Source organism: Corynebacterium sp. HMSC061H03 (genome assembly GCF_001838215.1).
Lineage (GTDB): Bacteria > Actinomycetota > Actinomycetes > Mycobacteriales > Mycobacteriaceae > Corynebacterium > Corynebacterium jeikeium_D.
In genome coordinates this window covers 221,024-246,480 of sequence record NZ_KV836075.1, presented here as the reverse complement: position 1 = coordinate 246,480, position 25,457 = coordinate 221,024, and the positions used below count along the sequence as shown (strand labels likewise).

Genomic DNA, 25,457 nt, shown 5'->3' with positions numbered 1-25,457 from the left:
GTTGTGGCGGGTACACTAACCATTCGAGCGAGCCGGCCGGGTGATCGCGGCAGTTAACGGAACCGGACGCCTCTTTTACAGAGTGCGTCCAGGCCGCTGTCGAGGAAAGTCCGGACTCCACTGGGCATGGTGGTTGCTAACAGCAACCCAGGGTGACCTGCGGGAATAGTGCCACAGAAAATAGACCGCCGGGCGCACAGCCGATGTCTTTGACGTAAAGCTGTGGAGATCCGGTGAGGGTGAAAAGGTGCGGTAAGAGCGCACCAGCGGGGCAAGTGATTGCACCGGCTAGGTAAACCCCACCAGGAGCAAGGCAAAATCGCGCATGCTTCGTCGTGCGCGTGCGCGAGTGTTTGAGGGCTGCCCGTCCGATACTCGCGGGTGTGCTGCTTCAGGCTGTCAGCAATGGCAGACCGAGATGGATGATCGCCACCCGGCGCTTTCCGAAAGGAGCGCCGAGGGACAGAATCCGGCTCATAGGCCGACTCGTTCACACAAGCTTTATTACTCGACCACCGCGCCGGCCGCAGTGTTCTCCACGCGGATGGTCTCGGAACCGCCGTCGTTAAGCGCGGAGGCAATCCGATCGGCGTCGTCGACGTGGGACCACATCACCAGCGACGCACCCGGGCATGGCGCACAACGGGCAATCTTCTCGCAGTCGATGGTGTCGGTCAGCTCGGCAATCTGCCCCAGTACAGAGCTTGCCGACGGCGCGGAGCCACGCTCACTGACATCGCGCGAAACCCCTGCGATGGCTGCTTGAATATCGCTGTGACGGATGTGGCCGATTACTGCGCGGGCACGGTCGGAGGATGCGTCGGCTTCGTCAAGCCACTGAATGGCACGGCCAATGGTGGGGATGTCTTCGTCGTCCGGATGCACCTCGTGACGAGCACGCACCCAGTCCGCGACCCGCTCCTGTGAGTCGGGGAGGCTAGCGAGAGTCGGCACGCCAAAAGCGGCGCAGGCCTGCTGGAAGAACTCGTAGCGCTCCTCGTCGGGCGAACCGCCGGTGACATCGGGGGAGTAAGCGACAGTCAGCGCCAACGACTGCGGGAACGCCGTCTGCGTGACTGCCTCATCGGAGTGGTTGATGCATAGCAGGCTGTCCGGGCGGCTGCGCAGTGCCGTGGTGTAGGGGTACAGCGGCCACGACTGTCCCTTAATCTGCACCATGGTCTCGTGGAGAGCGGTGGCAATACGCGTGCGGGTGGGCACATCATCGCGGTCGCCAAAACGCGCATTGAGAGCCAGTGCGAGGGCACACTGAATTGCCGGAATTTCTCCAAAACCGCGACCTGGCGCGATAGTGGAGGCAATGGTGACCTTCAGGCCGTTGCTGTTGCGCGGAACGAGATGCAGCGAGTGCTGCAATGCGACGATGGCAGCCGCGACAGCGGTCGGCACCTGAGAAAAAGCGGCGGGGACGCTATCCGGGAAATCCATCTTGGTAGTTTCGCGCTTGTACACGACAATGAGCTGCTGCTCGTCAATTTCCTCGATGCCGACCGCAGCATAGGCCGGAATGGCGGTGGCTAGGAGCATGCCGCCGGAGGACGCGCAGTCCTCACCCAACAGGTTGATGGAACCCGGGGCGTATGCAACTGAAGCATTAGAACCGACGGCATCGAAGACGTCGTTTACGACAGCGGGTGCGGCGGGCATGGGTGAAACCTCTCCAGAGATCGGACTCATAGTGCTGGTGTGCAGTGTTCGCGTTCAACGCTTGTGTTCTAAGGTGAACAATTCCGTCGATAATACCCGGGTCGGGGGACAGTGACAAACCTATATACTGGGATTTTATGTCGCCGCAGCGCACATGGCAGGCAAATGGTTGCCTCTCTGCAAGTTTGCTTATGTGTGGAGTTGGCGGTGGCAGAACCGCTTGATAACTCGACAAGTTCTCGATGTGGAAGAGGAGAAAAATCGTGAGCGACAACAGCAGTAAGTGGTACTACCAGCCGTCGACGGGCACGGTGTTTCAGGGGAAGAAAACCGGTTGGGACGACCGAATGGGCCCCTACGATTCCGAAGAGGAAGCCCGCGCTGCCATGGAAAAAGTCGCCGAGCGCAACAAGGCGGCCGACGACTGGGATGAAGAAGATGACGACTGGGGAGTAGCTGAAAAATAAGGCTCTACGCCTTTAGGCCTTCTTGCCCTTCTTAATCTTCTTTTCCATCTTGCGGAAGGCCTTGAAAACCTTTGCCACGGCATCGTCGTACTCAGTCAGGGCCTTCAGGCCGTCGTAGTACTCCATCTGGTAAAGCACGCCGTAGCCGAAGGTGTCCCTGCCCGCACGGGAGGCACGCTTAGCGCGAGCCAGTACGAAGTCACGCGCAGTACAGGTGTCCTGGAAGTCACCGAGAACCGACTGCAGGTTCTTGCAGGCAGCGTAGAGCTTCTCGGTCGGCAGGTCCGCGTTCTGAGCAGCTTCCGCGCTGTAGCGGAGCTTCTTCGCAGCCTTGCGGACATCGTGGTAACGCTCGTCCAAATCTGCCTCTGGCAGGTCAGCATCCTCGCGGCCATCGAGTACCAGGTTGTGGCGACGACGGAACTTCGAAAACGCGCTGCGCAGGTGATCGAGCAGCACCGCAGTGGTGTCGAGTTCCTTCGGTGCCTCTACCTTCTCCGGCTCGGTCTTGTCCGAGGTCGTGGAAGCTGCTGCATCGGCGGCTGCAGTATCAGCTTCAGCCGCGACCTCGGAGTCGGCTGCCGAAGAATCCTCTGCGGCTGCGTTCTCCGCGCCGTCGACAAGCGAATCATCCTTCTTCTTAGACTTCTTTTCCCCAGCCTCGGCCTCGTCCGCATTTGCGGCAATTGGCGGATTGGCGAGGAACTCATCGAGATCGTCGAGAAGTTGCAGGTACTCGCTTGAATTAAGTGCGAAAATGACGCGCTGATGAGCGCGGTCGTAGTCCTTCTGGACATCTTCGACGAGATTCGCACGCAGCTCCTCGCCCAAAGCGGCGCTTTCGCGATTGGCCAGCAACTCCTCCCAGCGCATAGCGACGACCTCAGCGTCACGAGCCACGCCGAGAACACCCGCCAGCTGCTTGAGGTTGCTCTCCAGCTCAGCGACCTTATCGCCCACAACAATGCCGTGGAAGGTCTGCATGTGACTGCGTAGCTCACGAGTGGCGACGCGCATCTGATGCACCGAGTCAAACTCATCGCGGCGTACCTTCGGGTCGTACTCGACCATCTTGGCCACGTTAGCGGCCAGCGCATCGACCACAGTGCGCCCCGGAGTGCCCTTCGGTAGCTTCGCTGGAACCGGCGGCAGGGGAGCGGAGTCGATGGAGTCACCCAACGCCGTCGCCAACTTCGAAGGGCTTTCCGACGGCACGGCGCCAGCCACCTCAGCGACCTTGGACATCGCTGCCATTACGGCCTTACCGTCCGGGTGATTTGCCCAATCCCCGAGAAGCTCAATCTCCCACTCACGCCAGGTAGTGGTTTCGCCGCCGTCGAGGAAGGAAGTCGCCGTGACGTGATCATCCGCAAACTCCGCCATGGGTGTGCCATCGAGGGCAAACACCGTGGTGACGTGGCGCTCATTGTCTACCTGCGCGATTGGTTGCAGCGGGTGATTGCGCACAATTGCGCGCACGGGGGCAAGCAACTCGGTAGGCACGATGTAGTCAGCATCGCGGCCTTCACCGTTAACAGAGCCCTCTTCCAGGCCAACGCCATATTCGAGGCGACCGCCGGTACCCGGCGCCTTCAGATGCCAACCCTCATCGGGGCCGCCCGTGCGGCGACGCAGAGTGTGCTTGGACCGGGTCAGACGCAGGTCCGCCGTGTCCAGGTAAATCGCGGAGAGATTTCGCACCTCAGTGGTGGTGGAGCCAACCTGTGGAACGAAATCGAACGATGGGGCTACCACTTCCGGGGTAGCTGAGAACTTAGATTCCACCTCCAACGCCGCAGTTGGAGTTTTGGACTTAGAACCAGACTTAGATGCCATAACCACTAATTCTACCCCTGAATCGAAGAGCTAACCCGAGAAGTTCTGCGCCTCAGTAGGGAACTCGCGGGAGTGCACCTGGTCGACATACTGCTTCGCTCCCTTGGCCAGCATCTCACCGACCTCTTCGAACACCGAGCTAAACGACGGCCTGCGGCCATCGGCCGGAACTGCAAAGGCATCCTGCCAGACGAGAACCTGGCCATCGCACTGATTACCAGCGCCAATGCCGCAGGTCGGGATGGATAGCTCGCGGGTAATCTCGGTGGCCAGATCCGCAGGCACCATCTCCAGGACCACGGCCGCGGCACCAGCATCGGCTACCGCATGGGCGTCGGCACGCAGCTGTTCCGCCCCCGCACCGCGCCCCTGTACCTTGAATCCGGACAGCGCGTTGACGGACTGCGGGGTGAAACCGATGTGCGCCATGACGGGAATGCCGGCGTTGACCAGCGCACGGATGCGCGGAGCGATACGCACGCCACCTTCAATCTTGATCATGTGTGCGCCGGTTTCGCGCATCATCTTCGCGGCGGACAGCACGGCCTGCTCATCGGAGGCCTCGTAAGTGCCGAAGGGTAGATCGGCAACAACAAGTGCGTTGCCAGCGCCCCGGACGACACCGCGCGCAAGCGGGATCATTTCTTCCAGCGAGATCTCGGTGGTGGTGTCGTAGCCGTAGACAACGTTTGCTGCAGAGTCGCCGACCAACAGTAGCTCGACACCGGCGGCGGAAAAAGCGCGCGCGGTGGAGTAGTCGTAGCAAGTCAGCATTGCCCAGGGGCGAGACTCAGCCTTCCATTCGGCCAGATTATTCAGACGAATCTTTTTTCCGCTCATGTCAATAGAGCATGCCATAGTCACCCGCAATTCGAGGCCACGAGGGCAGCGGTTATGGCACGGGTGCGGCAGTTGGCTAGCCACGCCGGATGGTCAAAATGTGTACCGCGAATCCGGGCACCTGGGTAACGTTGGAAAGTATGAACAGTCAGCAGGAATTCGTCCTCCGCGCAATCGAAGAGCAAGATATCCGTTATATCCGTCTGTGGTTTACCGACATTTTGGGGTATCTGAAGTCCGTTGCCGTCGCACCGGCTGAGCTCGAGGGCTCCTTTGAAGAGGGCATTGGTTTCGATGGCTCCGCGGTGGAGGGCTTTTCCCGCGTCTCCGAGGCTGACACTATCGCGCAACCGGATCCTTCGACGTTCCAGGTCATGCCGCGTCTGCATAAAGAAGACACAATCACGTCCGCGCGCATGTTCTGCGACATCGTCATGCCCGACGGTCAGCCGTCGTGGGCAGATCCACGCCAGGTGCTGCGCCGCCAAATTAAGGCGCTTGCCGACGAGGGCTTCCACGCGTTCATCCACCCGGAGATTGAGTTTTTCCTCGTAGAGAGCCTGGCTACTGATGGAAAGCCGCCGGTGCCAACGGACAATGGCGGTTACTTTGACCAGGCGGTCTACGACCGCGCACCCCGCTTTCGCCAAGAAGCGATCACGGTGTTGGAAGACATGGGAATCCCTGTGGAGTTCTCCCATCACGAAAATGCGCCGGGTCAGCAGGAAATCGATCTGCGCTACGCCGATCCGCTGACTATGGCGGATAACGTGATGTCTTTCCGCTACATCATTAAGCAGATTGCAATGAAAAACGGTGTGCAGGCGACATTCATGCCGAAACCTTTCCAGGATTTGCCGGGCAATGGCATGCACACTCATATTTCCCTCTTTGAAGGGGACACTAATGCATTCCACGACCCGGATGATGAAAACCAGCTCTCCGACACCGCAAAGGGTTTCATTGCCGGCATTCTGACTCACGCCAGCGAAATTTCCGCTGTGACCAATCAGTGGGTCAACTCCTACAAGCGCACGGCATTTGGCGATGAGGCTCCGACGTCCGCGACATGGGGCATGGCCAACCGCTCGGCTCTCGTGCGTGTGCCCATGTACTCACCGGGTAAGGCACATTCGCGCCGGGTGGAAATTCGTTCCTTGGACTCGGCCTGTAACCCGTATCTTGCTTACTCGGTGATTTTGGCCGCCGGTTTGAAGGGAATTAAGGAGGGTTACCAGCTTCCGGAGCAGGCAGAGGACAACATCTCCGAGTTGACCAAGCGGGAACGACGTGCGATGGGCTACCGCGATTTGCCGACATCCCTGGAGGTGGCGCTGCAGGAGATGGAACGCTCCGACCTGGTGGCCGATGCTCTCGGTGACCATGTCTACGAGTTCTTCCTGCTCAATAAGTGGCGCGAGTGGCGCGAGTTCCAGCGTCAGGTGACGCAGTGGGAGCTGCGCACAACTCTGGATTACTAGTTTCCCCGTACCGCCCCCTTCCTTTTTCGTCTTTAATTTGTTTTTGGGTGACCAGTTTCAATGGTGATGAATCGACCTCGCACATCTCGCCAATCAGTGCCGCGGCCCGCAGCGCTGGGCTTGCGTAACGACGATCGGACGCGGGCTGACCTGGAAGATTTGGGGTGGTACAACGAGGAGTCCCTACATCTGTTGTGGGGTCTTGCCGGAGCCAGCGACCCCAAGCTGGCGCTTATGGCGCTAGTGCGGCTGAAAGGCGCTCTCGACGAGCTGGAGCAGCAGGGAAAGCTGGAGAACTGGGCCACCTGGTCCGGTCTCGATGAAGCCATGCGCGAGCAGGTGCCGCTACGTACGCGTATGTTTGCGCTGCTCGGCGGCTCGAGTGCACTGGGCGATCACCTGGTTGCACACCCAGAAAAGTGGGTTCTGCTCCAAGCTGAGTTTCCAACTGAGGCAGACATGTTCCGCGAGATGCTCTCCAGCGTCGGGGCTGTGCCCGAGGTCATCGAACTCACTGATGAGGCCAGTCTGGAAAAGCAGGAGGATCCCGAGTATCGCAACCCCGTCGTTGCGCCCGCCACGCTTGAAGGCCCCGGTTTGTACCGTGCGAAGCTCACCGGCCGTGAGGCCGAAGTTGCGATGCAGTGCGCCTACCGCGACTTGATTATGCGTATTGCGTGCTACGACTTGGCTGGAACGTACCCACGGGGTCCTCGCCGTCCGGGACAGCCACAAGTCCCATTCCGTCAGGTCTCGGAGGCACTCAGTGATCTGGCTGATGCAGCGTTGACGGCTGCACTGTCTGTGGCTGTTCAGCAGGTCTTTCCTTCGTCGCCGGTCTCAACACGCCTGGCCGTAATCGCCATGGGCAAGTGCGGTGCGGAAGAGCTGAACTACATCTCCGATGTGGATGTCATATTCGTCGCAGAGCCGGCGGATGCCCGAGCCACCCGTTTGGCCAGCGAATTTATCCGGATTTCTTGCCACTGCTTCTTTGAGGTCGACGCGAATCTCCGCCCGGAGGGCAAGTCGGGTGCACTCGTACGCACCGTGGATTCCCACGTCGCCTACTACAAGCGTTGGGCCGAAACCTGGGAGTTCCAGGCGTTACTGAAGGCGCGGCCGATGACAGGCGATATCGAGCTGGGCCGCGAATACATCGATGCTCTAGCTCCGATGGTGTGGACCGCCTCTCAGCGGGAATCCTTCGTCGATGATGTTCAACGCATGCGCGCCCGTGTGGTCCAAAACGTCCCCGAAGAGCTTCGCTACCGAGAGCTCAAGCTCGGTCGCGGTGGTCTGCGTGATGTCGAGTTCGCGGTGCAGCTGCTGCAGCTGGTCCATGGTCGCTATGACGATAGCCTCCGCGTGCTGCCAACTGTGATGGCACTCGACGCACTTGTCGAGGCTGGCTATATCGGTCGCGAAGACGGTGCCGCGCTGATTAACGCCTACGAGTTCGTCCGTCTGCTGGAGCACCGCCTGCAGCTGCAAAAGATGCGGCGGACGCATTTGTTGCCTGCCGACGACGACACCGAAGCTCTTCAGTGGCTCGGTCGCGCCTCTGGCATCGTCGGTGAGGGCGGCACCGATGCCAGCAAACCGCTGGCCAAGCAGGTTCGACTGGCCAGCTCACAGATCCGCTCCCTGCACAACAAGCTTTTCTACCGTCCACTGCTGAACTCCGTGGTGGAGCAGGACATTGGAACCCTGCAGCTATCGGCCGATGCGGCAAAGCGCCAGCTGGCCGCGCTGGGCTATCAGTACCCGGATCGCGCCTACGAGCATCTTTCTGCGCTGGCGGCGGGCACCTCGCGCAAGTCGCGTATTCAGGCGATGCTGCTTCCGACGCTGATGGAGTGGTTATCGTCGACACCAGATCCCGACGCGGGTCTGCTCAATTACCGCAAGCTCTCTGAGAAGCTCCACGACGAAACGTGGTTCCTGCGTACGCTGCGCGATGAGGGCGTCGTCGGCCAGCGGCTGATGCGTGTGCTCGGTTCTTCGCCGTACGCGTCTGATCTGATTATGAGTGCGCCGGACGTAATTAAACGGTTCGGCGACGGTGCATCCGGGCCGAAGCTTCTGAATACCGACTCCGATGCAGTCGGGCGTGCGCTGGTCGCAGCGGCTGCCCGTCACAACAGTCCAGCTAAGGCCATTGGTGTGGCACGTGCGTTGCGCCGTGCAGAGCTCGCGCGCATTGCCTCCGCGGATCTTTTCGGGCTGATGGATGTGCAAGAGGTCTGTCACTCTCTGTCGATGGTGTGGGACAACGTGCTCGAAGCTGCCCTCGCCGCCGAAATCCGTGCATGGTCGCTGGAGCATCCTGACTCGGAGGTCCCGGGCGTTATCTCCGTAATCGGTATGGGGCGACTCGGCGGTGCTGAACTGGGCTACGGCTCCGATGCCGACGTGATGTTCATCTGTGAACCCCGCAAGGACGCCGATGGCACGCCGCTTGTCGACGATTCCGAGGCGGTCAAGTGGGCAACCAGGATTTGTGACTCGTTGCGTCGTAGGCTGGCAAAGCCAAGCCAGGACCCGCCATTGGAGGTCGACGTGGACCTGCGCCCAGAAGGACGCTCGGGCCCGATTGTCAGGACCCTGGATTCCTATGTGACCTACTACGAGCGCTGGGGTGAAACCTGGGAGATTCAGGCACTGCTACGTGCTACCTGGATTGCCGGCAATAAAGACCTGGGCACCCGCTTCCTCAAAGCCATCGATCCGCTGAGGTACCCTCAGGGCGGAGCTGATGCCAAGATGGTCCGCGATGTCCGTCGTATGAAGGCGCGTGTTGATTCCGAGCGGCTGCCTCGCGGAGCCGATCGCCGTACCCACACCAAACTCGGTTCCGGTGCACTGACCGATATCGAATGGACTGTGCAGCTGCTAATCATGCTGCATGCCCACGAGGTGCCGGAGTTGCACAACACGTCGACGCTGGAGTGTCTGGAAGTGCTGAAAGACCGCGAAATTCTAGATGCGGAGGATACCGACGCACTTCGGGATGCCTGGCTGATGGCGACGAATGCTCGCAATGCGCTGGTGCTCACGCGTGGTAAACGCACGGATCAGCTGCCACAGCCGGGGCGTCAGCTGACTCAGGTCGCTGGTGCGGCGGGGTGGGAAGCATCGGATTCCAACGGTTTTATTGAGCACTATTTGCGTCTGACTCGTCACTCCAGCCGTGTCGTCAATCGCGTGTTTTGGGGTGAGGAGAACCCCGACCACGAGTAGGCCGGGCAGAGGTCTGCCGAACTTCGCTGCGAGGCTCATTGTGTGGCAGCGGGGTGCAGCCTTTGTCTTAGCACGGCGACCGGGCATAATGGTGGGCTATGGAACGCAACGTCGATTACTCGGTACGCCCTAGGTATGAGGATTTCATTCTCAACCTCGATGGCACTGACCTGCGTTTTTTATTGAGCCGCACGTGCCCAGCCGCTGATACCTCAGCTGCTGGGCAAGAGGCGGTGGAATTGCTGATGTCACAGGATTCAGCGCATACGGCGCTGTCTTTTTGTGATCCCGATGTTCTCGATGTGGCGCACTTGGTTCATATTCTGGAGGATTCCGCATCGCTGGATACCCTCACAGAAGTGGCCTATTGGGCATCGGATGCGGACGTGATGGCGCACGATACGCCGAAGGGCGTTGACCGCAAGCGTCGTCGCGTCGGCAAGCAGCAGCTTGAGCATGTGCTACGCCGTGGCCAGCGTCAGGGGCTCGTGTGGGAGGAACCGGCGGGCGTGTGGCATGTGCCGCCACATATTTCGGAGGTGTTCCCGGCGGAACCGAGCCTCAGCTTCCGCGTCGCCGACTTGGTGGCGAATATGCCAGCGGATGTGCTGAGTCGCCGTATGGAGCGCATGGGGCTGGAGCCGGATAACGCGCCGGGAGAGGGCACATCGCGAGCTCTGAACGCCAGCGATTTAACGGTGCGAAATTTGCAGGCTCGCCAGGTGGAGCACATTGCAGGCTTCCTCTGCGATCCGGTGAAGGTGCGGGCTCTGGTGATGACAGCTCCGGTGGATATTCGCAATGAGCTGCGCTGGATGGCAACCGACGAGAAGTACTTGCCCTCCTATATGTGGTCTGAACTACGTGCCGACGCGGTGCGCTGGGCCGAAGAGCGTCTGCTGCTGACTGTGCTAGAAGAACCGGCGATGCCGACATTTGAGCAAGAATCGGAAGCACGCAACGAATCGACAGTGGTTGCCCGCCTGGTGGGCGCAGTCGCGTTGGCGCTCAAGGGCGACATGTGGTCGATTCGTAAGCCGCATCCGACGGAGTCTTTCCCGGCAACGCTGGAGTCAAAGGAATTGACCGAAGCTTCGGTGGCTGCGGTGGCGTTTGCTTCGGCGTTTATGGATGCTGCGGGCAGCGGCGACGGGCGCCTGAAGGATCCGTTGCACATGTATGAGGAATCGAGCCTGCTGTGGATTCAGGACTTCGCAGCGTCAATAGGGGCGAGTGCTTTCGCAGCACCCTGGATTGTGGAGATGCTGGTCAACGCGGGATTGATTCACGCTGACAGCGGGCATCCGACGCCGCGCGCACTGCAGTACTGGTACAACGCCGATGCTTCGACCCGATGGGCGTATCTCGCGGCGGGCTTCCTCGTTGGTCGCGGTCCGTGGCACGGCGAGTTTCCGTGGGTGACCATGGGGGTCGATGATCTGTCGCATGCCACCCTTGCCTACGGCTACCCGTATGCCGCGCGTGAAGTAGTGTCACTGGCCGCGCAGCTGGAGGAAGATCAGAAGTTCTATGGCTGCTGCGTCGAAGGGCATATGGCTTGGAATGTCGACAACCTCTGCGCTCGCAATGGCGCCGATGGGGAAGCGATGGTCGGTTGGCTGCTGGAGCAGGCCGGCATCTTGGGCATTCTCTATCATGGGCACGCCTCCTGGCAGGCCATGGCTATCATGTATGCCTTGCACGACATTTGGCTGACTGATCAGCACGTCGGTGCTCAGCGCATGGCCGAACTCATCGCTGAGTATGCCGCTGGCCAGGTGCCGACGGCGGAGGCAGTCCAGATTGCCCGCCTGTTCAAGGATGCCGCACCTAACGAGCGCCTGGCTGCCACATTGGATGGCGTCGCCAGCAACCAGGTTGCCCTCGCGTTGGACTTCATCGGCGACCGCGAAACCTGCGCTGAAACTTCTCGCTGGATTATTTCCGAGGAGAGCCTGCGTCGCGCTTGCCTCGCGGTTGACGGCGACGTCGATGTCCTGTTTTCCCAGCTGGGGCCACTGGTCAATAGTTCTATGAAGCTGGTCATCTACGCCGAGCTAGTCCGCATTACCAAGACCGAGAAGCTGCAGGAAATGTATGAGCGTGAGGCCGTAGCATCAACGCCTTCGCTTGACGACGTCCCGGAGAACGCAGCCTCCGAAACTGACACCGGTGAGCGCGTTTCCCATGGTGCTCAGACCGATGGCAGCGAACGCACGGCGGATAGCGGCCGCGCAGACTCCTCTGGGCGATCGGAGGACTCGGATGACTCGGAGGGACTGGAAGGACCAGAGCAGCTTTCGCTGTTCTAGCCGCTCCGTCTTTCGGCTTCCTGTAGTTCCTACTCCGTAGGTTCCAGCTCAAAACGGCTCTGCTGGGCGACAAAGCGTGCCGCCGCACGCTTTGCCACCAGCAGGCCAACGAAACCGATCACCCACACACCGACGACAGCCAACCAGCCAATGCGGAAGGTCTCCCAGGTGTAGTTTCCATCGGGAGCTGCAATATCCAGCAGGAAGCCGACACCTTGTGCTGCGAGCATGGTGGCCACAAAACCGCCCATATTCGCCAACCCAGTGCCGGTGGCGAGTACCTTGCGATCGACCTCTTCGCGCACTGAGTCGAAGCCGAAGTTGGACATTGCACCAAGACCGGCCATTAGGATGTTGACTACGATAATTGCCCAGTACGCTGGTGGGTTGCTCGGTGCCAGGAAGACAATCCAGACGGCCATGTTGATAAACGCGATTGCGACAACAACCTTGATGCGGTCGCGGCCGGTGCGTGCCGAGACCATGCCCATCAACGGCCCGGCGATAATTACTGACAGCGTGTTAACGACCAGCACCACACTGGCCTCGGAGGGCTTAAGACCCATACCTAGCATCATCAGAGGCATGCCCCACAGCAATGTGAAGATGCACTGATGCATCAAACCAGTCCAGTGAGTGAAGAAACCCTGCCAGCACACCGGGTGAGTGGTCACAATCTTCAGAGTCTGGCCGATAGTTAGTTTCTCATCGGCTGCGGCAGAGGCTCCGCCATCGGCAGCCGTTTTCGCGGCCTTCTTGGCGGCGCGGCGTTTACGAAGTGACATCTTGGCTGTGGAGGAGTTCTCCGGGACGTCGGCAAGCGCGATCATGCCTACGATAGCGATGAGAAGACCCGCGGTGCTCAGCGACAAGAACGCGGGCACCCACCCCGCGGCGTGCAGAATCGCGAGGAACGGGACCGCAGAGATGAACTGGCCGAGCTGGCCAAGACCAGCCGTGAGCTGCGTGAACAGCGGAGTGACGCGCAGTGGGAACCACGCGGGAAGCAGCCGCATAGCACCGAGGAATGCGGTGGCATCGCCGGCGCCGATGAACACACGAGCAATGACAGCCAGCGGATACGATGTCGTGAACGCAATGATGACCTGGCCCAGTGCCATGATCAGTGCGCCCACGACCATCGTTTTCTTGGCGCCGACGCGGTCAATGATGATGCCCGTCGGAATCTGCGCCAGGGCGTAGACGCCAACCTGCACGGCGGTGAACAGCGCGAGTTGGGAGGCGTTGATATGGAAGCGATCGAGCGCCTCGACGCCAGCGACACCCATGGAGGTGCGGCCGACGATGGCAACGATGTAGGTAATCAGCGCCGCCAGCCAGACGGCAATCGCGCGACCAGTGACATGCTCGCGCGGGTCCTTTGCCACTGCGGTGGCGAGCTGATCTGTTGATGAAATCTGATCTTTACCGTTACGCTGCTTTACCACTCGCCACATTGTAGACCCCATCAACCAACCGGCCTGAAGAGGGGTCGCACCGGGGCCTAGATGGCCCCGATCATGCCTGCGGCAAACTACCTTTGTGCCTTAGCCAGAACTTCCTTCACGAAGTCCGCGACCACCAGCCGTGAGACCTTGAAATCAATTACGGCAACGGAAGCCTCATCGGAGTTGGAAACGTCATGGAAGTAGGCGTCGAGTTGGGCAAAGTCCTCAGGTTCGCCGACACTGAAACCGTGAGCGCCATAGGCACGTCCGACTGCGGCGAAGTCGTAGTCGGCAATCTCCATGGACGAGGTGTCCAACCCGACATCGCCAAACTGGTGCAGCTCCGCGCCATAGGCAGCATCGTTAATGAACACCACGCAACCGCCACGACCACGCCGCAGCTGCTCAATCGCCGCAGGTAAATCCGCAATACCCATCGTGCCGCCACCGTCACCGGCGACTAGCACGCAATAGTCCTTGGGGCGTGCCGCCGCGAGGCCGACAAGTGACCCCATGCCCAAACCAATTGACTGAATCGCCGTGCCCACAATCACTTGCTGCTGCGGACCAGGCACATCAAGATATTTCGGAACCCACCCCAGGAAATGGCCACCGTCAGTACACACAGCGCGCTGATTGGGCAGGATACGATTCAGATACTGCAGGCACGCCCGCGGATCCAACCGGCCATCCGCGCACGTCAGCGACTCGACCTCCGCTGTCGTCGGCAGTGTCTTCAACTCCGCACGCCATGTGCTTGACGACGCCCCCCGGGACTTCTCCAGCTGCTCTGCCAGTACGGGCAGAAGTTCCTCCAACTTAGCCAATAGCGGTGTCACCGACGGCTGAGCAGCGGGATGGGGCTCGTCGACAACCTGGATAATCTTCGCGTCCGGTGCAAACATGTTGCCGCCACGGTTTTGGAAAGCGTTGAAGCTTGCTCCCAGGAACAGCACCACATCGGCCTGTCGAGCTAGCTCCACCTGCCACGCGTGCGCAAAACCGCCCACGGTGCCAATCTGCCACGGACTGGAAAGCACATGACGAGCCATCGCTGAGTGCATAAACAGTGCCCCCGCACCGTCCCCGATGCGGCGAACTAGATCTGCGGTACCAGAGAGCAACACACCTCTACCAGCAATAATGAGTGGGCGACGGGCAGTTTGCAGTTCCTCGGCCAGCGACGCGACAGTTGACTCCAACCATTCTGGTCGGCCGGTGTGCAGATGCTCCTGATTAGTCGACTGTGTTTCAGACGCAGATGCCGTAATCGGTGCTTCTTGGATGTCATAGGGGAGCAGCAGCACGACAGGCTGCCGAGAACTCAGTGCGTGCTGGACCGCAAAGTTTGCGTCGTCAAGCGCGGACTCGGGAGTAACGGTGCGATGACAGACATCGAGTGCGTCGAGGAGCGCCGCCTGATTGAGGTCAAAGGGACGTGGGCGTTCCGGGTGCGTGCCGACGACAAAAACCAGCGGAATACGGGCTACCCGAGCCTCGGCCAGAGTAGTCAGCGCATTGGTGAATCCTGCGCCGCAAGTGGCGGTCGCGATAGCAAGCCCTCCACCTGCACGGTGGAAGGCATCGGCGGCCCCGACAGCAGCCGATTCGTGTCGGACGGAGGAGTAGCCGAATCCCGATTCAGTAAGGGCTGACGTGAAGTGGGAGTTCGCGTTGCCGATGAGACCGAAGCAGTGGTCGCAGTGCTGGGCCAGTGTGTCGGCCAGCGCCCGCGAGACCGTGGTTGTCTTTTGGGAACCTTCCTGCGGGGAAGATGCGGGCGCGTGGGGCATAGGACGGCTATTAACTCGAGTGAAACTCATGTGAACAATTGTGAGGTAATCACGGGGGTAATAACAGCCCTATAGCCCAAGATAATGCCGTTTGCCCTTAAAAAAGAGGGCACTATTCCACATCGCTGCTGCGCGGATGGGGGTGACGTTGGGCTATGCCCGGTTTTAAGCCACGTTGTCGTCGATGAACTTCTTCACCACATCGACATCATTCGGCAGCTCGGTAACGCGGCGCGGGGCATTCATGATGTCCGCGAAACGCTCCGGGCAATCCGGCTCGCGTCCGGTGGCCTCCAGGATGGTCTCGGAGAACTTTACCGGCAGGGCGGTCTCCAGGCAGACGATTGGGGTGGATACCTGGTCTACCAGGCCGCGGGCGACGTGAATACCGTCAGCGGTGTGCGGATCGACCATGACCTCTAGGCGCTCCCAGCAGTCCTTGATGGTCTCGACGCGGTCAGCGTGAGTCGAGCGACCGGAGAGGAAACCGTACTGGGCAGAAGCCTCTGGGAAGATTGGATCAGCAGTAAGCGAGAAGCCGCCCTCCTTGACCTTGACACCAAAGAGGTCTGCAGTGCGCTCAGCATCGCGCCCCAGCAGATCGAAGATGAAACGCTCAAAGTTAGACGCGCGGGAGATATCCATCGATGGGGAAGAGGTAGCCTGCGTCTCCGCAGCGCTGCGCACGCGGTAGGCACCCGTGCGGAAGAACTCATCCAAGACATCGTTTTCATTGGTAGCCACAATCAGGCGGTCAGTTGGCACACCCATCTGGCGCGCAATATGGCCGGCGCAAATATCACCGAAGTTGCCGGTCGGCACACTGAAGCTGACCTTCTGCGCGTTGTTCGCCTCAGCACCGTTGCCGCCAGTGACACGAATCCACGAGGAGACGTAGTACACGATCTGAGCCATCAGGCGAGCCCAGTTAATCGAGTTGACTGCACCAATGTGGCGGCTGGCCTTGTACTCCAAGTCACCGGAGACGGCCTTAACGATGTCCTGGCAATCGTCGAAGACACCGTCGAGGGCGACGTTGTGAATGTTGGCATCCTGCAGACCAAACATCTGAGCCTGCTGGAACGCGGTCATTCGACCAGCCGGAGTTAGCATGAACACGCTGATTCCCTCACGGCCGCGCATTGCATACTCGGCCGAGGAACCCGTGTCACCAGAGGTGGCGCCGAGGATGTTCAGGGTCTCGCCACGACGAGCCAGCTCATACTCGAAGAACTCACCGAGCAGCTGCATCGCCATATCCTTGAATGCCGCTGTGGGGCCCATGGACAAGTGACCGATGTAGAGCTGATCTTCCAGCTTCGTCACCGGCACAATATCCGGATCGGAGAACTTCGGGTAGGTGTACGCCCGTGCACAGATACCGCGCAAATCCTCCAGTGGAATGTCGTCCACAAAAAGGCTGACGACCTCTGCAGCCAAGGCTGCGTAACCGTCGTCGACAAGCACGGAGCGCCAACGCGTCAAAGTGGCATCGTCAACCTGTGGGTACTCGACCGGCAGGTAGAGGCCACCGTCGTTAGCGAGACCTCCCAGGAGAATGTCTGAGAACTTGTGCGGCGTGCGCTCTGGGTCGCGAGTCGAAATGAAGTCCAAGGCGGGCCCCTTACATGTATGCCAACACCCGCCGCATCGGCCCATAAGAAGGCCTTTTGAAAGATTGCGACGGGGTTGACCGGTGGATGTTTTCTTTAATTTTTACATATGCACCGAAGCCAGTTAGGCCTCGGTTGTGGAAGATGCGGAATTGGCCTCTTCAGCGTCGAAGCTGAGCTCTTCGGAACGGTCGATGACATCATCCTTGGCAAAGCGGTTAACAATCATGGCAATTGCACCGTCTCCAGTGACATTACATGCGGTACCGAAGGAGTCGATGGCGATGTAGGCGGCAATCATCAAAGCGACCTGCTCCTGATCGAAGCCCAGCATGGACTGCAGCACTCCGACCGCGGCCATAATTGCGCCACCTGGAACGCCCGGAGCCGCGATCATGGTGATACCCAAAGTGAGAATGAAGCCGATGGCCATGCCCGGCGAAAGCGGCTTGTCCGCCATAAACATCACAGCAAACGCGAACAGGGTGATCTTCATCATCGAACCGGCCAGGTGAATGGTCGCGCACAGCGGCACGGTAAAGCCTGCGACCTTCTCCGAGACACCATTCTTCAGCGCGGCCTTGTAAGTCACCGGAATGGTAGCGGCCGAGGAGGAGGTACCGAGTGCGGTGGCGTAAGCCGGCAGCATGTTCTTCAGGGACGTCCACGGGCTGCGGCCAGCGATGGCGCCAGCGATGGAGAACTGGATTGCCAACAGGAGCACGGTGCCGATGACTGCCAGCAGCAGCACCTTGAAGAACATCGACAGCGTCGTGGTCAGGTTGCCGTTCATGCCCATAGACAGGAACATGCCGAAGATGTAAATCGGCAGCAGTGGGATGATAAATGCCGAGATGATCTTCATAATCACGTCGCGCAGCTGCGTCGCACCGCGGTAGAGCGAGTCCGACTTCACGGTGGTCATCGCCACACCGACCGTGAAAGCCAGCAGCAGGGCGGTCATGACGTCAAACGGTGGTGGCATCTCTACATTGAAGAAGCTCTCCAGCGCGCCCTCATCAATATCCACCGATGTGCCGGCCTGATCAGCGCCGAGCAGCCAAGGGTAGAGCCCCTGGGTGGCGGCGTAGGCCAATAGACCCGAAAACACCGTCGAGCCGTAGGCGATAGCAGTGGTAATACCCAGCCACTTTCCGGCGCCGCGGCCCAGGCTAGCAATCGCCGGCGTGATGAGGGCAAAAATCAGCACCGGGATAAAGAAGCCCAGGAAGTTACCAAAGAGGCCATTGAAAGTGACAAAAATTCGAGCCAGCCAGTCCGGGAAGAAAAAGCTGCAGACAATGCCCAGAATAATCGCGACAATAACGCGGAAAAGGAGCGTTTGCGTAAAACGCATTCGGGTACTCATAGTCAATCCTTGTTCGGATGGAATTTACTTCTCTAGCGTGCGGTATTTACGTTATGCAACGCAAATAACCGGGTGTGGTTTTACGCCTTTTCGGCTACCTCTTCTGCAACGGTCTCGTCGGCAAGCACACTCGCCGGGCGATTTGCGCGCTGCTTTCGCGTGACGACGTCAATTGCGTATCCGATCACCGTCGCTGCCAGAGTCGGCAGGAACCATCCGAACTCGATGCTCTGACCAGGTACGAGACTGAGGAAGTCCGCCAAAGCAGAACCACCGACACCCAAACCGGAGAGTACTGAGATACCCGACCAGATGGTGGCAACCCAGACGCCCAGGCGGTAGGTGTAATGCAGCTTGAAGGAGTAGGAAATGACCGGGTCGAGAAGAGTCAGTGCAATCAGAGTGATAGCCGGCGGGTAAATAAAGGTGATGATCGGCGCGGCAATCGCCAGTACCTGAGACAGCCCCTGTGTTGCCATTACGAAGGACATGACCGTGAAGATAATGGCCCAGGCCTTGTAACTGATGCCCGGAAGCAGCAGGTTGAAGAACTCACTGGTGGCGGCAATTAGGCCGACAGCCGTGGTCATACATGCGAGCAGAACGATGAGGCCGAAGACAATCTGTCCGACCTGGCCCATGGCCAGCTTGGAAGCCTCTGCGAGAATGCCCGAGCCGTTATCGAAGGAGGCGGCATTCGGCAGCACCTGGCCGACATAGCCCAGACCCAAGTAGATGATGGCGAGCAAAATGCCGGCGAACAGTCCTGCGGTCATGGTTCCGCGAACCATGCGCTTGCCTTCTGGGACACCGCTGACGCGCAGGGCGGAAATCACAATAATGCCGAATGCCAGGCCGGCGATGGAGTCCATGGTGAGGTAGCCCTCGACCAGGCCGGAGGCAAATGGGGTAGAGGAGTACTTCTCAATTGGCGCAGCCGGAGCGGCATCGAATTTGAATGCCGACATTCCAACCAATACAACCAAGAGAATCAGCAAAGCCGGGGTGAGAATCTTGCCCAGTTTGGACACAATTTCATTCGGATTCCACGCAAGTGCTAAGGCGATACCGAAGAAAACAAAGTAGAAGGCCGCAGCGACGGCCAGTGAATCACTGCCGAAAATCGGCTGGACACCGGTTTCGTACGACACGGCACCGGTACGCGGCAGAGCGTAGAAAGCACCGATGGAAAGGTATGCGATTACCGGGAAGCCCAAGGAAAAGATGCGGCCCGCGCGGAACGCTAGGTCACGCAGGTTGTTGCCTGAAATGGCGATAGCGATGATGGCCAGAACTGGCAACGCCACACCGGTGAGCAGGAAGCCGGTGATTGAGGGGCCAAAATTGGTACCGGAATCCACTCCGAGCTTCGGCGGGAAGATGAGGTTGCCCGCGCCGAAGAACATCGAAAACAGCATGAGAGCTGTAACAACGATAATGGAAGCGAAAGACTTCGGGGACTCCACTCCGCTCGACTTGGTCATGAGAATTGTGTTCTTTCTAAATTAGTGTCGCCCGTAAGGTCAAGGGCGATGCTGCAAGCTGCTGTGGCGATGCCATTGTTGCCGGTGCTGCGGTGGCGCAAACGCCCGTTACAGCAGCGCAATTGCAGTTCGTGTGCCCATGTAGATGAAAGGCCACGATGTCGAAAACTGACACTCTTAATGTGAAATTGTGAATTTTCACGGGCTGGGTGGAGCCTGATGCGTGAATTAAGTTGCGGCTTGTATGATCCGTCTTTATTTGAATTATTAAGGGGCTTCGACGGCGTTGGTGGTGCCGACGAAGGCACTCTATTTATCCTAATGGGGCGTTCGAGAGAGGGAAAATCAAGAAATTTCCCAGAAAATTTGCTGCCTGTGATGGGGCAGCGAACATAAGAGAAAGAGCCTGGCGCACACGTTTACGCTGACAGCGTGTGTACGCCAGGCTTAGTGCTAATTCCGTCGCTCTACAGCAGATCCTTCACCTTCGGATCCACCAGCGCGGTCACTGCGGCCTTCGCATCGGCCGCAGTTTCGGCATCGACAGCGTATGCTGCCATCTGCTGGCAGGTAGCGCGGTCGTGGAGGCGGAGAGCGGCGCGGACGGCCGGCACCTTCTTGGAAGCCATGGACAGCGAGCTCACGCCGAGGCCCACCAGGACCAGTGCCAGCAGCGGGTCACCGCCGGCTTCACCGCAGACACTAATGGGCTTGCCGGTAGCATTGCCGCCCTTGCATGCGGACTTAATCATTTGCAGCACAGCCGGCTGCCATGGAGATAGGAGATCCGCCAGAGCCCCCTGCATACGGTCGGCCGCCATAGTGTACTGCGACAAGTCGTTAGTACCAATGGAGGCAAAGTCCACAATGGACAGCAGCTGCTTCGCACGAATCGCTGCTGCGGGGACCTCAATCATGATGCCGACCTTCGGCAGGCCACGCTCACGCGCTTTGTCCGCAAACCACTTTGTTTCTTCGACCGTTGCGATCATCGGAGCCATAACCCGTAGGTCAGCCTTGCGCCCGGTGGCGTCAAACGCAGCGGCGAGTGCATCCAGCTGCGTATCCAGCAAATCTTCCCGAGCCTGCGACAGGCGCAGTCCGCGGCGACCCAGCGCCGGGTTTTCTTCCTCGCCTAGGTCGGCAAAGCTCAGCGGCTTATCCGCACCCGCATCCAGCGTGCGCACAACCACGCGTCGCTCACCGAATGCCTTCAGCACACGAGTGTAGGTTTCCGTTTGTTCTTCCAAACTCGGAGCCTTGTCGCGGTCGAGGAAAAGGAACTCAGTACGGAACAGGCCGGTGCCCTCATTATCCTGCGCTGCCGCAGACTCACCATCTTCCGCGGTACCAATGTTGGCCAGCAGATTCACCGGGTAACCATCAGCGGTCTTGCCTGCGCCCACAGACTGCGCTAGGGCTGCTTCCCGGCGTCGAGCGCGCTCTTCCAACGCGGCGACCTCATCGGCGGTCGGATTCGCAATCACCTCACCGGCGCCGCCGTCAATGGCGACGAAGGTTCCGGCCTCGAGTTCCATGACGCCCTTCGCCTTAACGACGGCTGGAATGCCCAGCTGTGCTGCGAGGATAGCCGTGTGACTGGTCGGCCCGCCACCGGCGGTGGCAATGCCTACGACCAACTCGGGGTCAAGACCCACGGTTTCGGCGGGCGCGAGATCGTCGGCAAGCAGAATAGTTGGGGTGGAGACATCCGGGACGCCCGGTTTTGGCAGGCCACGCAGCTCGCAAATCGTGCGGTCGCGAACATCGTAGAGGTCGGTGACACGTTCAGCCATGTAGCCACCGAGACTGGTTAGGAGCTGCGCGTAGTCCTCAACGGCATCGTGAACGGCCTGGGTGACGCCGGAGCCTGCCTTGAGTTTCTTCACCACGGCCTTGGCGAGCGCCCTATCGGAAGCCAGTTGCGCAGTGGCCTCCAGAATCGGACGTGCCTGCGGGCTGGAGTGCTCAGCCTGCTTCTTCAGCGACTCTGCGACGTTGGCCATCGCCGCGCGGACGCGCTCACCATCGGCGACGGGATCGGTCGACGACGGCTCTTGAGTATCAACTCCCGGGGCGGGGAGTACCTTTACTACTTCAGCGCTGGCCGTACCGGTCGAGACACCGATGCCATAGATGACAGTGTGCTGCTCGTTCATTGCTTCCGATCTCCTTTTCGGGACCTCTGCGGGGATACTCGTCGGTCGTGGTGTGCCGTGGTGTTATCCAGGAGCGTTCTAGCTGGGCTTACTCGGCATCAAGGTCGCGCTCGAGCATGGCTGCAAGCTCGTCCAGAGCTGCAGCTGCGGAGTCGTCCTCGCAGCTCAGCGTGACTTCGTCGCCGTGCTTAGCGCCGAGGGTCATGACCTCCAGGATCGAGGCGGCATCGGCCTCTTCGTCGTCAAGGGAAATGACAATGTCGTAGTCGTACTCAGCAGCAGCCTGAGTGAACAGGGAAGCCGGGCGAGCGTGCAGGCCTACGGAGGAACCGATGGTAGCGGTACGAGTAATCATGGTTGAATCCTTTCGGGTCGAATATGTGAAATTTTCTGACTCAGGCACAGTGCCTGTACATCCCACCGCGGGTGCGCCGCCCGCTGGTGCTTGCTTAGCATCAACGTCGCGAACGCTCCGGGAAACCCTGGAGGCGGTGGGAGATACAGCCGCTGCCTGCACAATGCGTGCAATGTGCAGGGTGAGGTAGGAAACTTCGTCTTCCGTCAACCCCGACCCCAGACGCAGTTCAATGACTGCGGAGATACGCTGTGCGCAGCGAAACGCCTCTGGGGCGGAGTCACGGATGGCCTGGCCAATAGCGGAGGAGTGATCTTTCAACTGCTCATGCTTGGCAATCCGGACGAACAGGTAGCGCAGGTGTGTGATGAAGCGCCCCACATTGACAGTCTCTGGCTCCAGCGTGATGCCAAAATCACTTTCAATGATTGTGAGCAGCTGCTGCAGGACGCCCGTCATGGTGTAGGTGAAGCTCAAATCACCCGTGGCAAACCCGGCGTTGACCAGGTGCAACGTAATAGCCACTGCTTCGGAACGGGGCAATGGTGCTATACGACGGTCATTGAGAGCGCGATTGATATGCGACAAAATCGCCTGCGCCTGCGCGTATTCTTCACTATAAAGTTGGCTGACTTCCGCGAGCAGCGGGTAATCTGCTCGCTGCCCGTTAGCTGCCCTCATGATGGCGAAACCAATGTGATCGGCTAACGCCACAAGGAGGGAAGCGTTCTTCGTCATTGATTCCGGCAGGCCGGCTGCGGTTACCGCATCGGTCACAAGAGTCATGTGAGCCAGCGGAATTTCTGTGAGCATCGTGGCAATATGGTCCGGATCACGGCCTTCCGCTGGGACAAAGATGCGAACAACTTTGCTCGAATCAACCGGCTGCCCCGGGCGGGCCTTGAAGCCAATGCCGCGGCCGGTGATGATTTTCTCGCCGGTCGCGTCCTTGGCCAGAACCACGTTGTTATTGAATACTCTCAGGATTTCCATGTCGGTAACCGTGAACTCCTCCATAAGTTGAGGGATTTCAGGCCGGTATGCCTTCTAGAAATCAATTATGGCTGAACTTCGATGACCGTGTCGCCGGCTTGGACGGAGATGCCGGTGACCGGGGAAACCTTGGTCAGCTTCTTGGTATTGGTGATGGTCATCAGTGTCGTGGTTGGGTAGCCAGCTTCCTTGACCTTGTCGAAATCGACCTCGGCAAGAACATCGCCGGCCTCGACGTGCTGCTTCTTGGAAACCTGGACATCGAAGCCTTCACCGGCCATCTTGACCGTGTCGATACCGACGTGGACGAGTACCTCTACACCGTCATCGGTCTTAATACCGAAGGCGTGACCGGTCTTTGCCACAGTCATCAACGTGCCCGATACGGGTGCGACCACGGTAGAACTGGTCGGCTTGATACCGACACCGTCACCGAGAGCACCGGAGGCAAAGACCGCGTCGCCGGCCTCAGCAAGGCTGACAACCTCACCGGCAACCGGGGCCTGCACCTGTACAGGCTTGGTATCAACGGCAGTTGCGACACCACCGGCGCCAGCTGCCGCAGCAGCCGGTGCGGCAGCCTCGGCGTTGGTACCAGCGTCACCGGAAGCCTCAGCTGGAGCCGAATCGGAGCCACTGGTGGCAGCGTGTGGGGTGGCGTCGCTGGGTTCGTCGTCAAGCTCTGCGGCGCGTGCGGCCTCGGCCTCAGCCTTCTCTTCCGGCGTGCGGTAGTCGGTGAGAATGATGGCGAACATGGCGACGAAGAATGCCACGGCGACGGAAATCAGGTAGACCCACATCGGTTTGAACACGACAGTGGTGATGAGGGAGGTGAAGACGAAGGCGTTGGTTGTCACACCACCGAACGGAGCCGACAGGATGGCGATAGTCAGACCGCCGGCGAAACAGCCGAGCAGCATGCGCGGGTAAATCCGCTTGAAGCGCAGGTGAATACCGTAGAGGGACGGCTCGGAGATACCACCGAAGAGACCGGCAGCGAGTGCACCCGTTGCAGTTTGGCGCATCTGAGTGTCGTGGTCGCGCATGGAAAGAACCAGCACACCGGCAGTTGCTCCGAAGCAGGCGAAGTTCCAGGCACCCATCGGGCCTTGGATGAAGTCGTAGCCGAGAGTCTGGATATTGACCAGCATCAGCGCATTCAGTGGCCAGTGCAGACCCAGTGGCACCAGGAACGGGTAGAGCATCGGGATGAGAATTGCGAACACAAACGGTGCGTTCGAGTTCATCCATGCCAGGCCGGAGCCGATGCCGTTACCCAGCCAGATTCCCAGTGGGCCGATGAGGAAAGCGGTCAGCGGAATCATAATCAACATGGAGATAAACGGCACGAAGACCATCTGCACATTCTCCGGGAAGATCTTCTTCAAACCGTGGTAGACCACTGCCAGGATGGCGACCATGATCAGCGGTACAAAGACCTGTCCGCCGTAGTCATTGAGCTGCATTGGCAGGCCGAAGATGTTGGCGGTGAAAGTTTCGGTACCGAGTTCCTCGTTGACTGTCTTGATGGTGTCCGAGAAGCGATCGGTATCCTGCAGACTCATAAACTCCGGCGTCATTAGGGCAGCCATGATGGCTGCGCCCAGCCATGGATCTACCCGCAGCTTCTTCGCTGCGTTGTAGGCGACCATGATTGGCAGGAAGTAGAAGACGCTGCGCCACATGGCGTCAACAAAGATCCAAGTAGCGGACTTATCCTCAGCGCGGAAGTCGACGATGTTCAGACCGTCGAGAACCGCGGCAATAGCGATAATCAGCGATGCGCCCAACAGCACGCCCAGGATTGGGCGGAACGAATCGGAGAGGTACTCGAAGAAGTTGTCCAACCAGGAGTACTTGCCGCGTGCCTTCGAGCGAGCTTCTGCCTTAACGTCTGCGTCGGACTTAGTGGCGACTGCGCCGGCGCCCTTCATTTCCGGTAGATGCTTAATTGCCGTGTACATCGATTCGACGCCACCGCCACAGATGACCTGGTAGCGGTTATCGCCCTGGTGAACGACACCGAGTACGCCCGGCACCTTGTCAATCTTGTCCTCGTTGATCTTGGAGACATCACCGAGTTCAAAACGCAGACGCGTCGCACAGTGCGTCATGCTTGTGATGTTTCCGGGTCCACCGAGGTTTTCAACTATTGCCCTCGCGCTGGAATCTTTTGACGACCCCATCGTGACCTTCCTTCACAGTAAGCAGGGCCGTTAAACGCAAAAAGACCCGAGGCGCCACAAACTGTGGGCCTCAGGTCTTGCCTCAAAAGAGTAACAACCCTGGGTTGATATCTATTAATTTCGACCCTACTCCGCTTTACATAGTTTTGACAAGGTAGTAAATCAAGCTCAAATTTCACATTTGGGGATAGCCTGGATTGCCTGTGGACA

The 25,457-nt window shown here is 59.3% G+C and carries 15 protein-coding genes, 1 other RNA gene and 1 pseudogene; 5 read left to right on the top strand and 12 right to left on the bottom strand.

What is annotated here, in order from left to right; all coding sequences use genetic code 11:
* Positions 1–28 precede the first annotated feature (28 nt).
* Positions 29–493, top strand: an RNA gene (gene rnpB, locus HMPREF2787_RS07760) — RNase P RNA component class A.
* A gap of 11 nt (positions 494–504) precedes the next feature.
* Here the strand turns inward: rnpB and HMPREF2787_RS07755 are convergent.
* Positions 505–1,668: a galactokinase family protein gene (locus HMPREF2787_RS07755; RefSeq protein ID WP_070858926.1), complete on the bottom strand. Its 1,164-nt coding sequence runs from the start codon at positions 1,666–1,668 to the stop codon at positions 505–507.
* Positions 1,669–1,931: 263 nt separating this feature from the next.
* Between HMPREF2787_RS07755 and HMPREF2787_RS07750 the strand changes: the two genes are divergently transcribed.
* Positions 1,932–2,135, top strand: a complete 204-nt coding sequence (locus HMPREF2787_RS07750) for an SPOR domain-containing protein (RefSeq protein ID WP_016423068.1) — start codon at positions 1,932–1,934, stop codon at positions 2,133–2,135.
* Between the two features lie 12 nt (positions 2,136–2,147).
* Here the strand turns inward: HMPREF2787_RS07750 and HMPREF2787_RS07745 are convergent, their stop codons facing one another.
* A complete protein-coding gene (locus HMPREF2787_RS07745) occupies positions 2,148–3,971 on the bottom strand; it encodes a CYTH and CHAD domain-containing protein (RefSeq protein ID WP_070858925.1) in 1,824 nt (607 codons plus the stop codon).
* Between the two features lie 30 nt (positions 3,972–4,001).
* Complete coding sequence (gene panB / locus HMPREF2787_RS07740) at positions 4,002–4,811, bottom strand: 3-methyl-2-oxobutanoate hydroxymethyltransferase (protein ID WP_246824242.1); 810 nt, start codon at positions 4,809–4,811, stop codon at positions 4,002–4,004.
* Positions 4,812–4,951: 140 nt separating this feature from the next.
* Between panB and HMPREF2787_RS07735 the strand changes: the two genes are divergently transcribed.
* From HMPREF2787_RS07735 to HMPREF2787_RS07725, 3 genes are all read left to right on the top strand, one after another.
* Positions 4,952–6,292, top strand: coding sequence for a glutamine synthetase family protein (locus tag HMPREF2787_RS07735; protein ID WP_005511085.1), 1,341 nt, complete (start codon positions 4,952–4,954; stop codon positions 6,290–6,292).
* 60 nt (positions 6,293–6,352) lie between these two features.
* Positions 6,353–9,535, top strand: a complete 3,183-nt coding sequence (locus tag HMPREF2787_RS07730) for a bifunctional [glutamine synthetase] adenylyltransferase/[glutamine synthetase]-adenylyl-L-tyrosine phosphorylase (RefSeq protein ID WP_070858923.1) — start codon at positions 6,353–6,355, stop codon at positions 9,533–9,535.
* A gap of 98 nt (positions 9,536–9,633) precedes the next feature.
* Positions 9,634–11,847, top strand: coding sequence for a hypothetical protein (locus HMPREF2787_RS07725; RefSeq protein WP_070858922.1), 2,214 nt, complete (start codon positions 9,634–9,636; stop codon positions 11,845–11,847).
* Positions 11,848–11,876: 29 nt separating this feature from the next.
* On the opposite strand, the gene HMPREF2787_RS07720 is transcribed toward HMPREF2787_RS07725, so the two are convergent.
* The 9 genes and pseudogenes from HMPREF2787_RS07720 to HMPREF2787_RS07685 form a co-directional block, all read right to left on the bottom strand.
* Positions 11,877–13,304, bottom strand: coding sequence for an MFS transporter (locus HMPREF2787_RS07720; RefSeq protein ID WP_070858921.1), 1,428 nt, complete (start codon positions 13,302–13,304; stop codon positions 11,877–11,879).
* A 77-nt stretch (positions 13,305–13,381) separates the two neighbouring features.
* Positions 13,382–15,118, bottom strand: a complete 1,737-nt coding sequence (locus tag HMPREF2787_RS07715) for a thiamine pyrophosphate-binding protein (protein ID WP_246824241.1) — start codon at positions 15,116–15,118, stop codon at positions 13,382–13,384.
* Positions 15,119–15,253: 135 nt separating this feature from the next.
* The gene (gene thrC, locus HMPREF2787_RS07710) at positions 15,254–16,702 is read right to left on the bottom strand and encodes a threonine synthase (RefSeq protein ID WP_070858919.1); all 1,449 of its coding nucleotides are present in this window, start codon (positions 16,700–16,702) and stop codon (positions 15,254–15,256) included.
* Positions 16,703–16,825: 123 nt separating this feature from the next.
* Positions 16,826–18,070, bottom strand: coding sequence for a dicarboxylate/amino acid:cation symporter (locus HMPREF2787_RS07705; RefSeq protein WP_070438613.1), 1,245 nt, complete (start codon positions 18,068–18,070; stop codon positions 16,826–16,828).
* Positions 18,071–18,150: 80 nt separating this feature from the next.
* On the bottom strand, positions 18,151–19,554 hold the full coding sequence (gene brnQ / locus HMPREF2787_RS07700) for a branched-chain amino acid transport system II carrier protein (protein WP_069359208.1): 1,404 nt from the start codon (positions 19,552–19,554) through the stop codon (positions 18,151–18,153).
* 467 nt (positions 19,555–20,021) lie between these two features.
* Positions 20,022–21,713 carry a phosphoenolpyruvate--protein phosphotransferase gene (gene ptsP / locus HMPREF2787_RS07695; RefSeq protein WP_070827462.1) on the bottom strand — a complete coding sequence of 564 codons (1,692 nt, stop codon included), beginning with the start codon at positions 21,711–21,713 and terminating at the stop codon, positions 20,022–20,024.
* Between the two features lie 88 nt (positions 21,714–21,801).
* On the bottom strand, positions 21,802–22,068 hold the full coding sequence (locus HMPREF2787_RS11280) for an HPr family phosphocarrier protein (RefSeq protein ID WP_224433282.1): 267 nt from the start codon (positions 22,066–22,068) through the stop codon (positions 21,802–21,804).
* 177 nt (positions 22,069–22,245) lie between these two features.
* Positions 22,246–23,061: pseudogene (locus HMPREF2787_RS11275) on the bottom strand (PRD domain-containing protein); the annotation flags it as partial.
* Positions 23,062–23,126: 65 nt separating this feature from the next.
* Positions 23,127–25,247, bottom strand: a complete 2,121-nt coding sequence (locus HMPREF2787_RS07685; RefSeq protein WP_049189584.1) for a glucose PTS transporter subunit IIA — start codon at positions 25,245–25,247, stop codon at positions 23,127–23,129.
* Positions 25,248–25,457 lie beyond the last annotated feature (210 nt).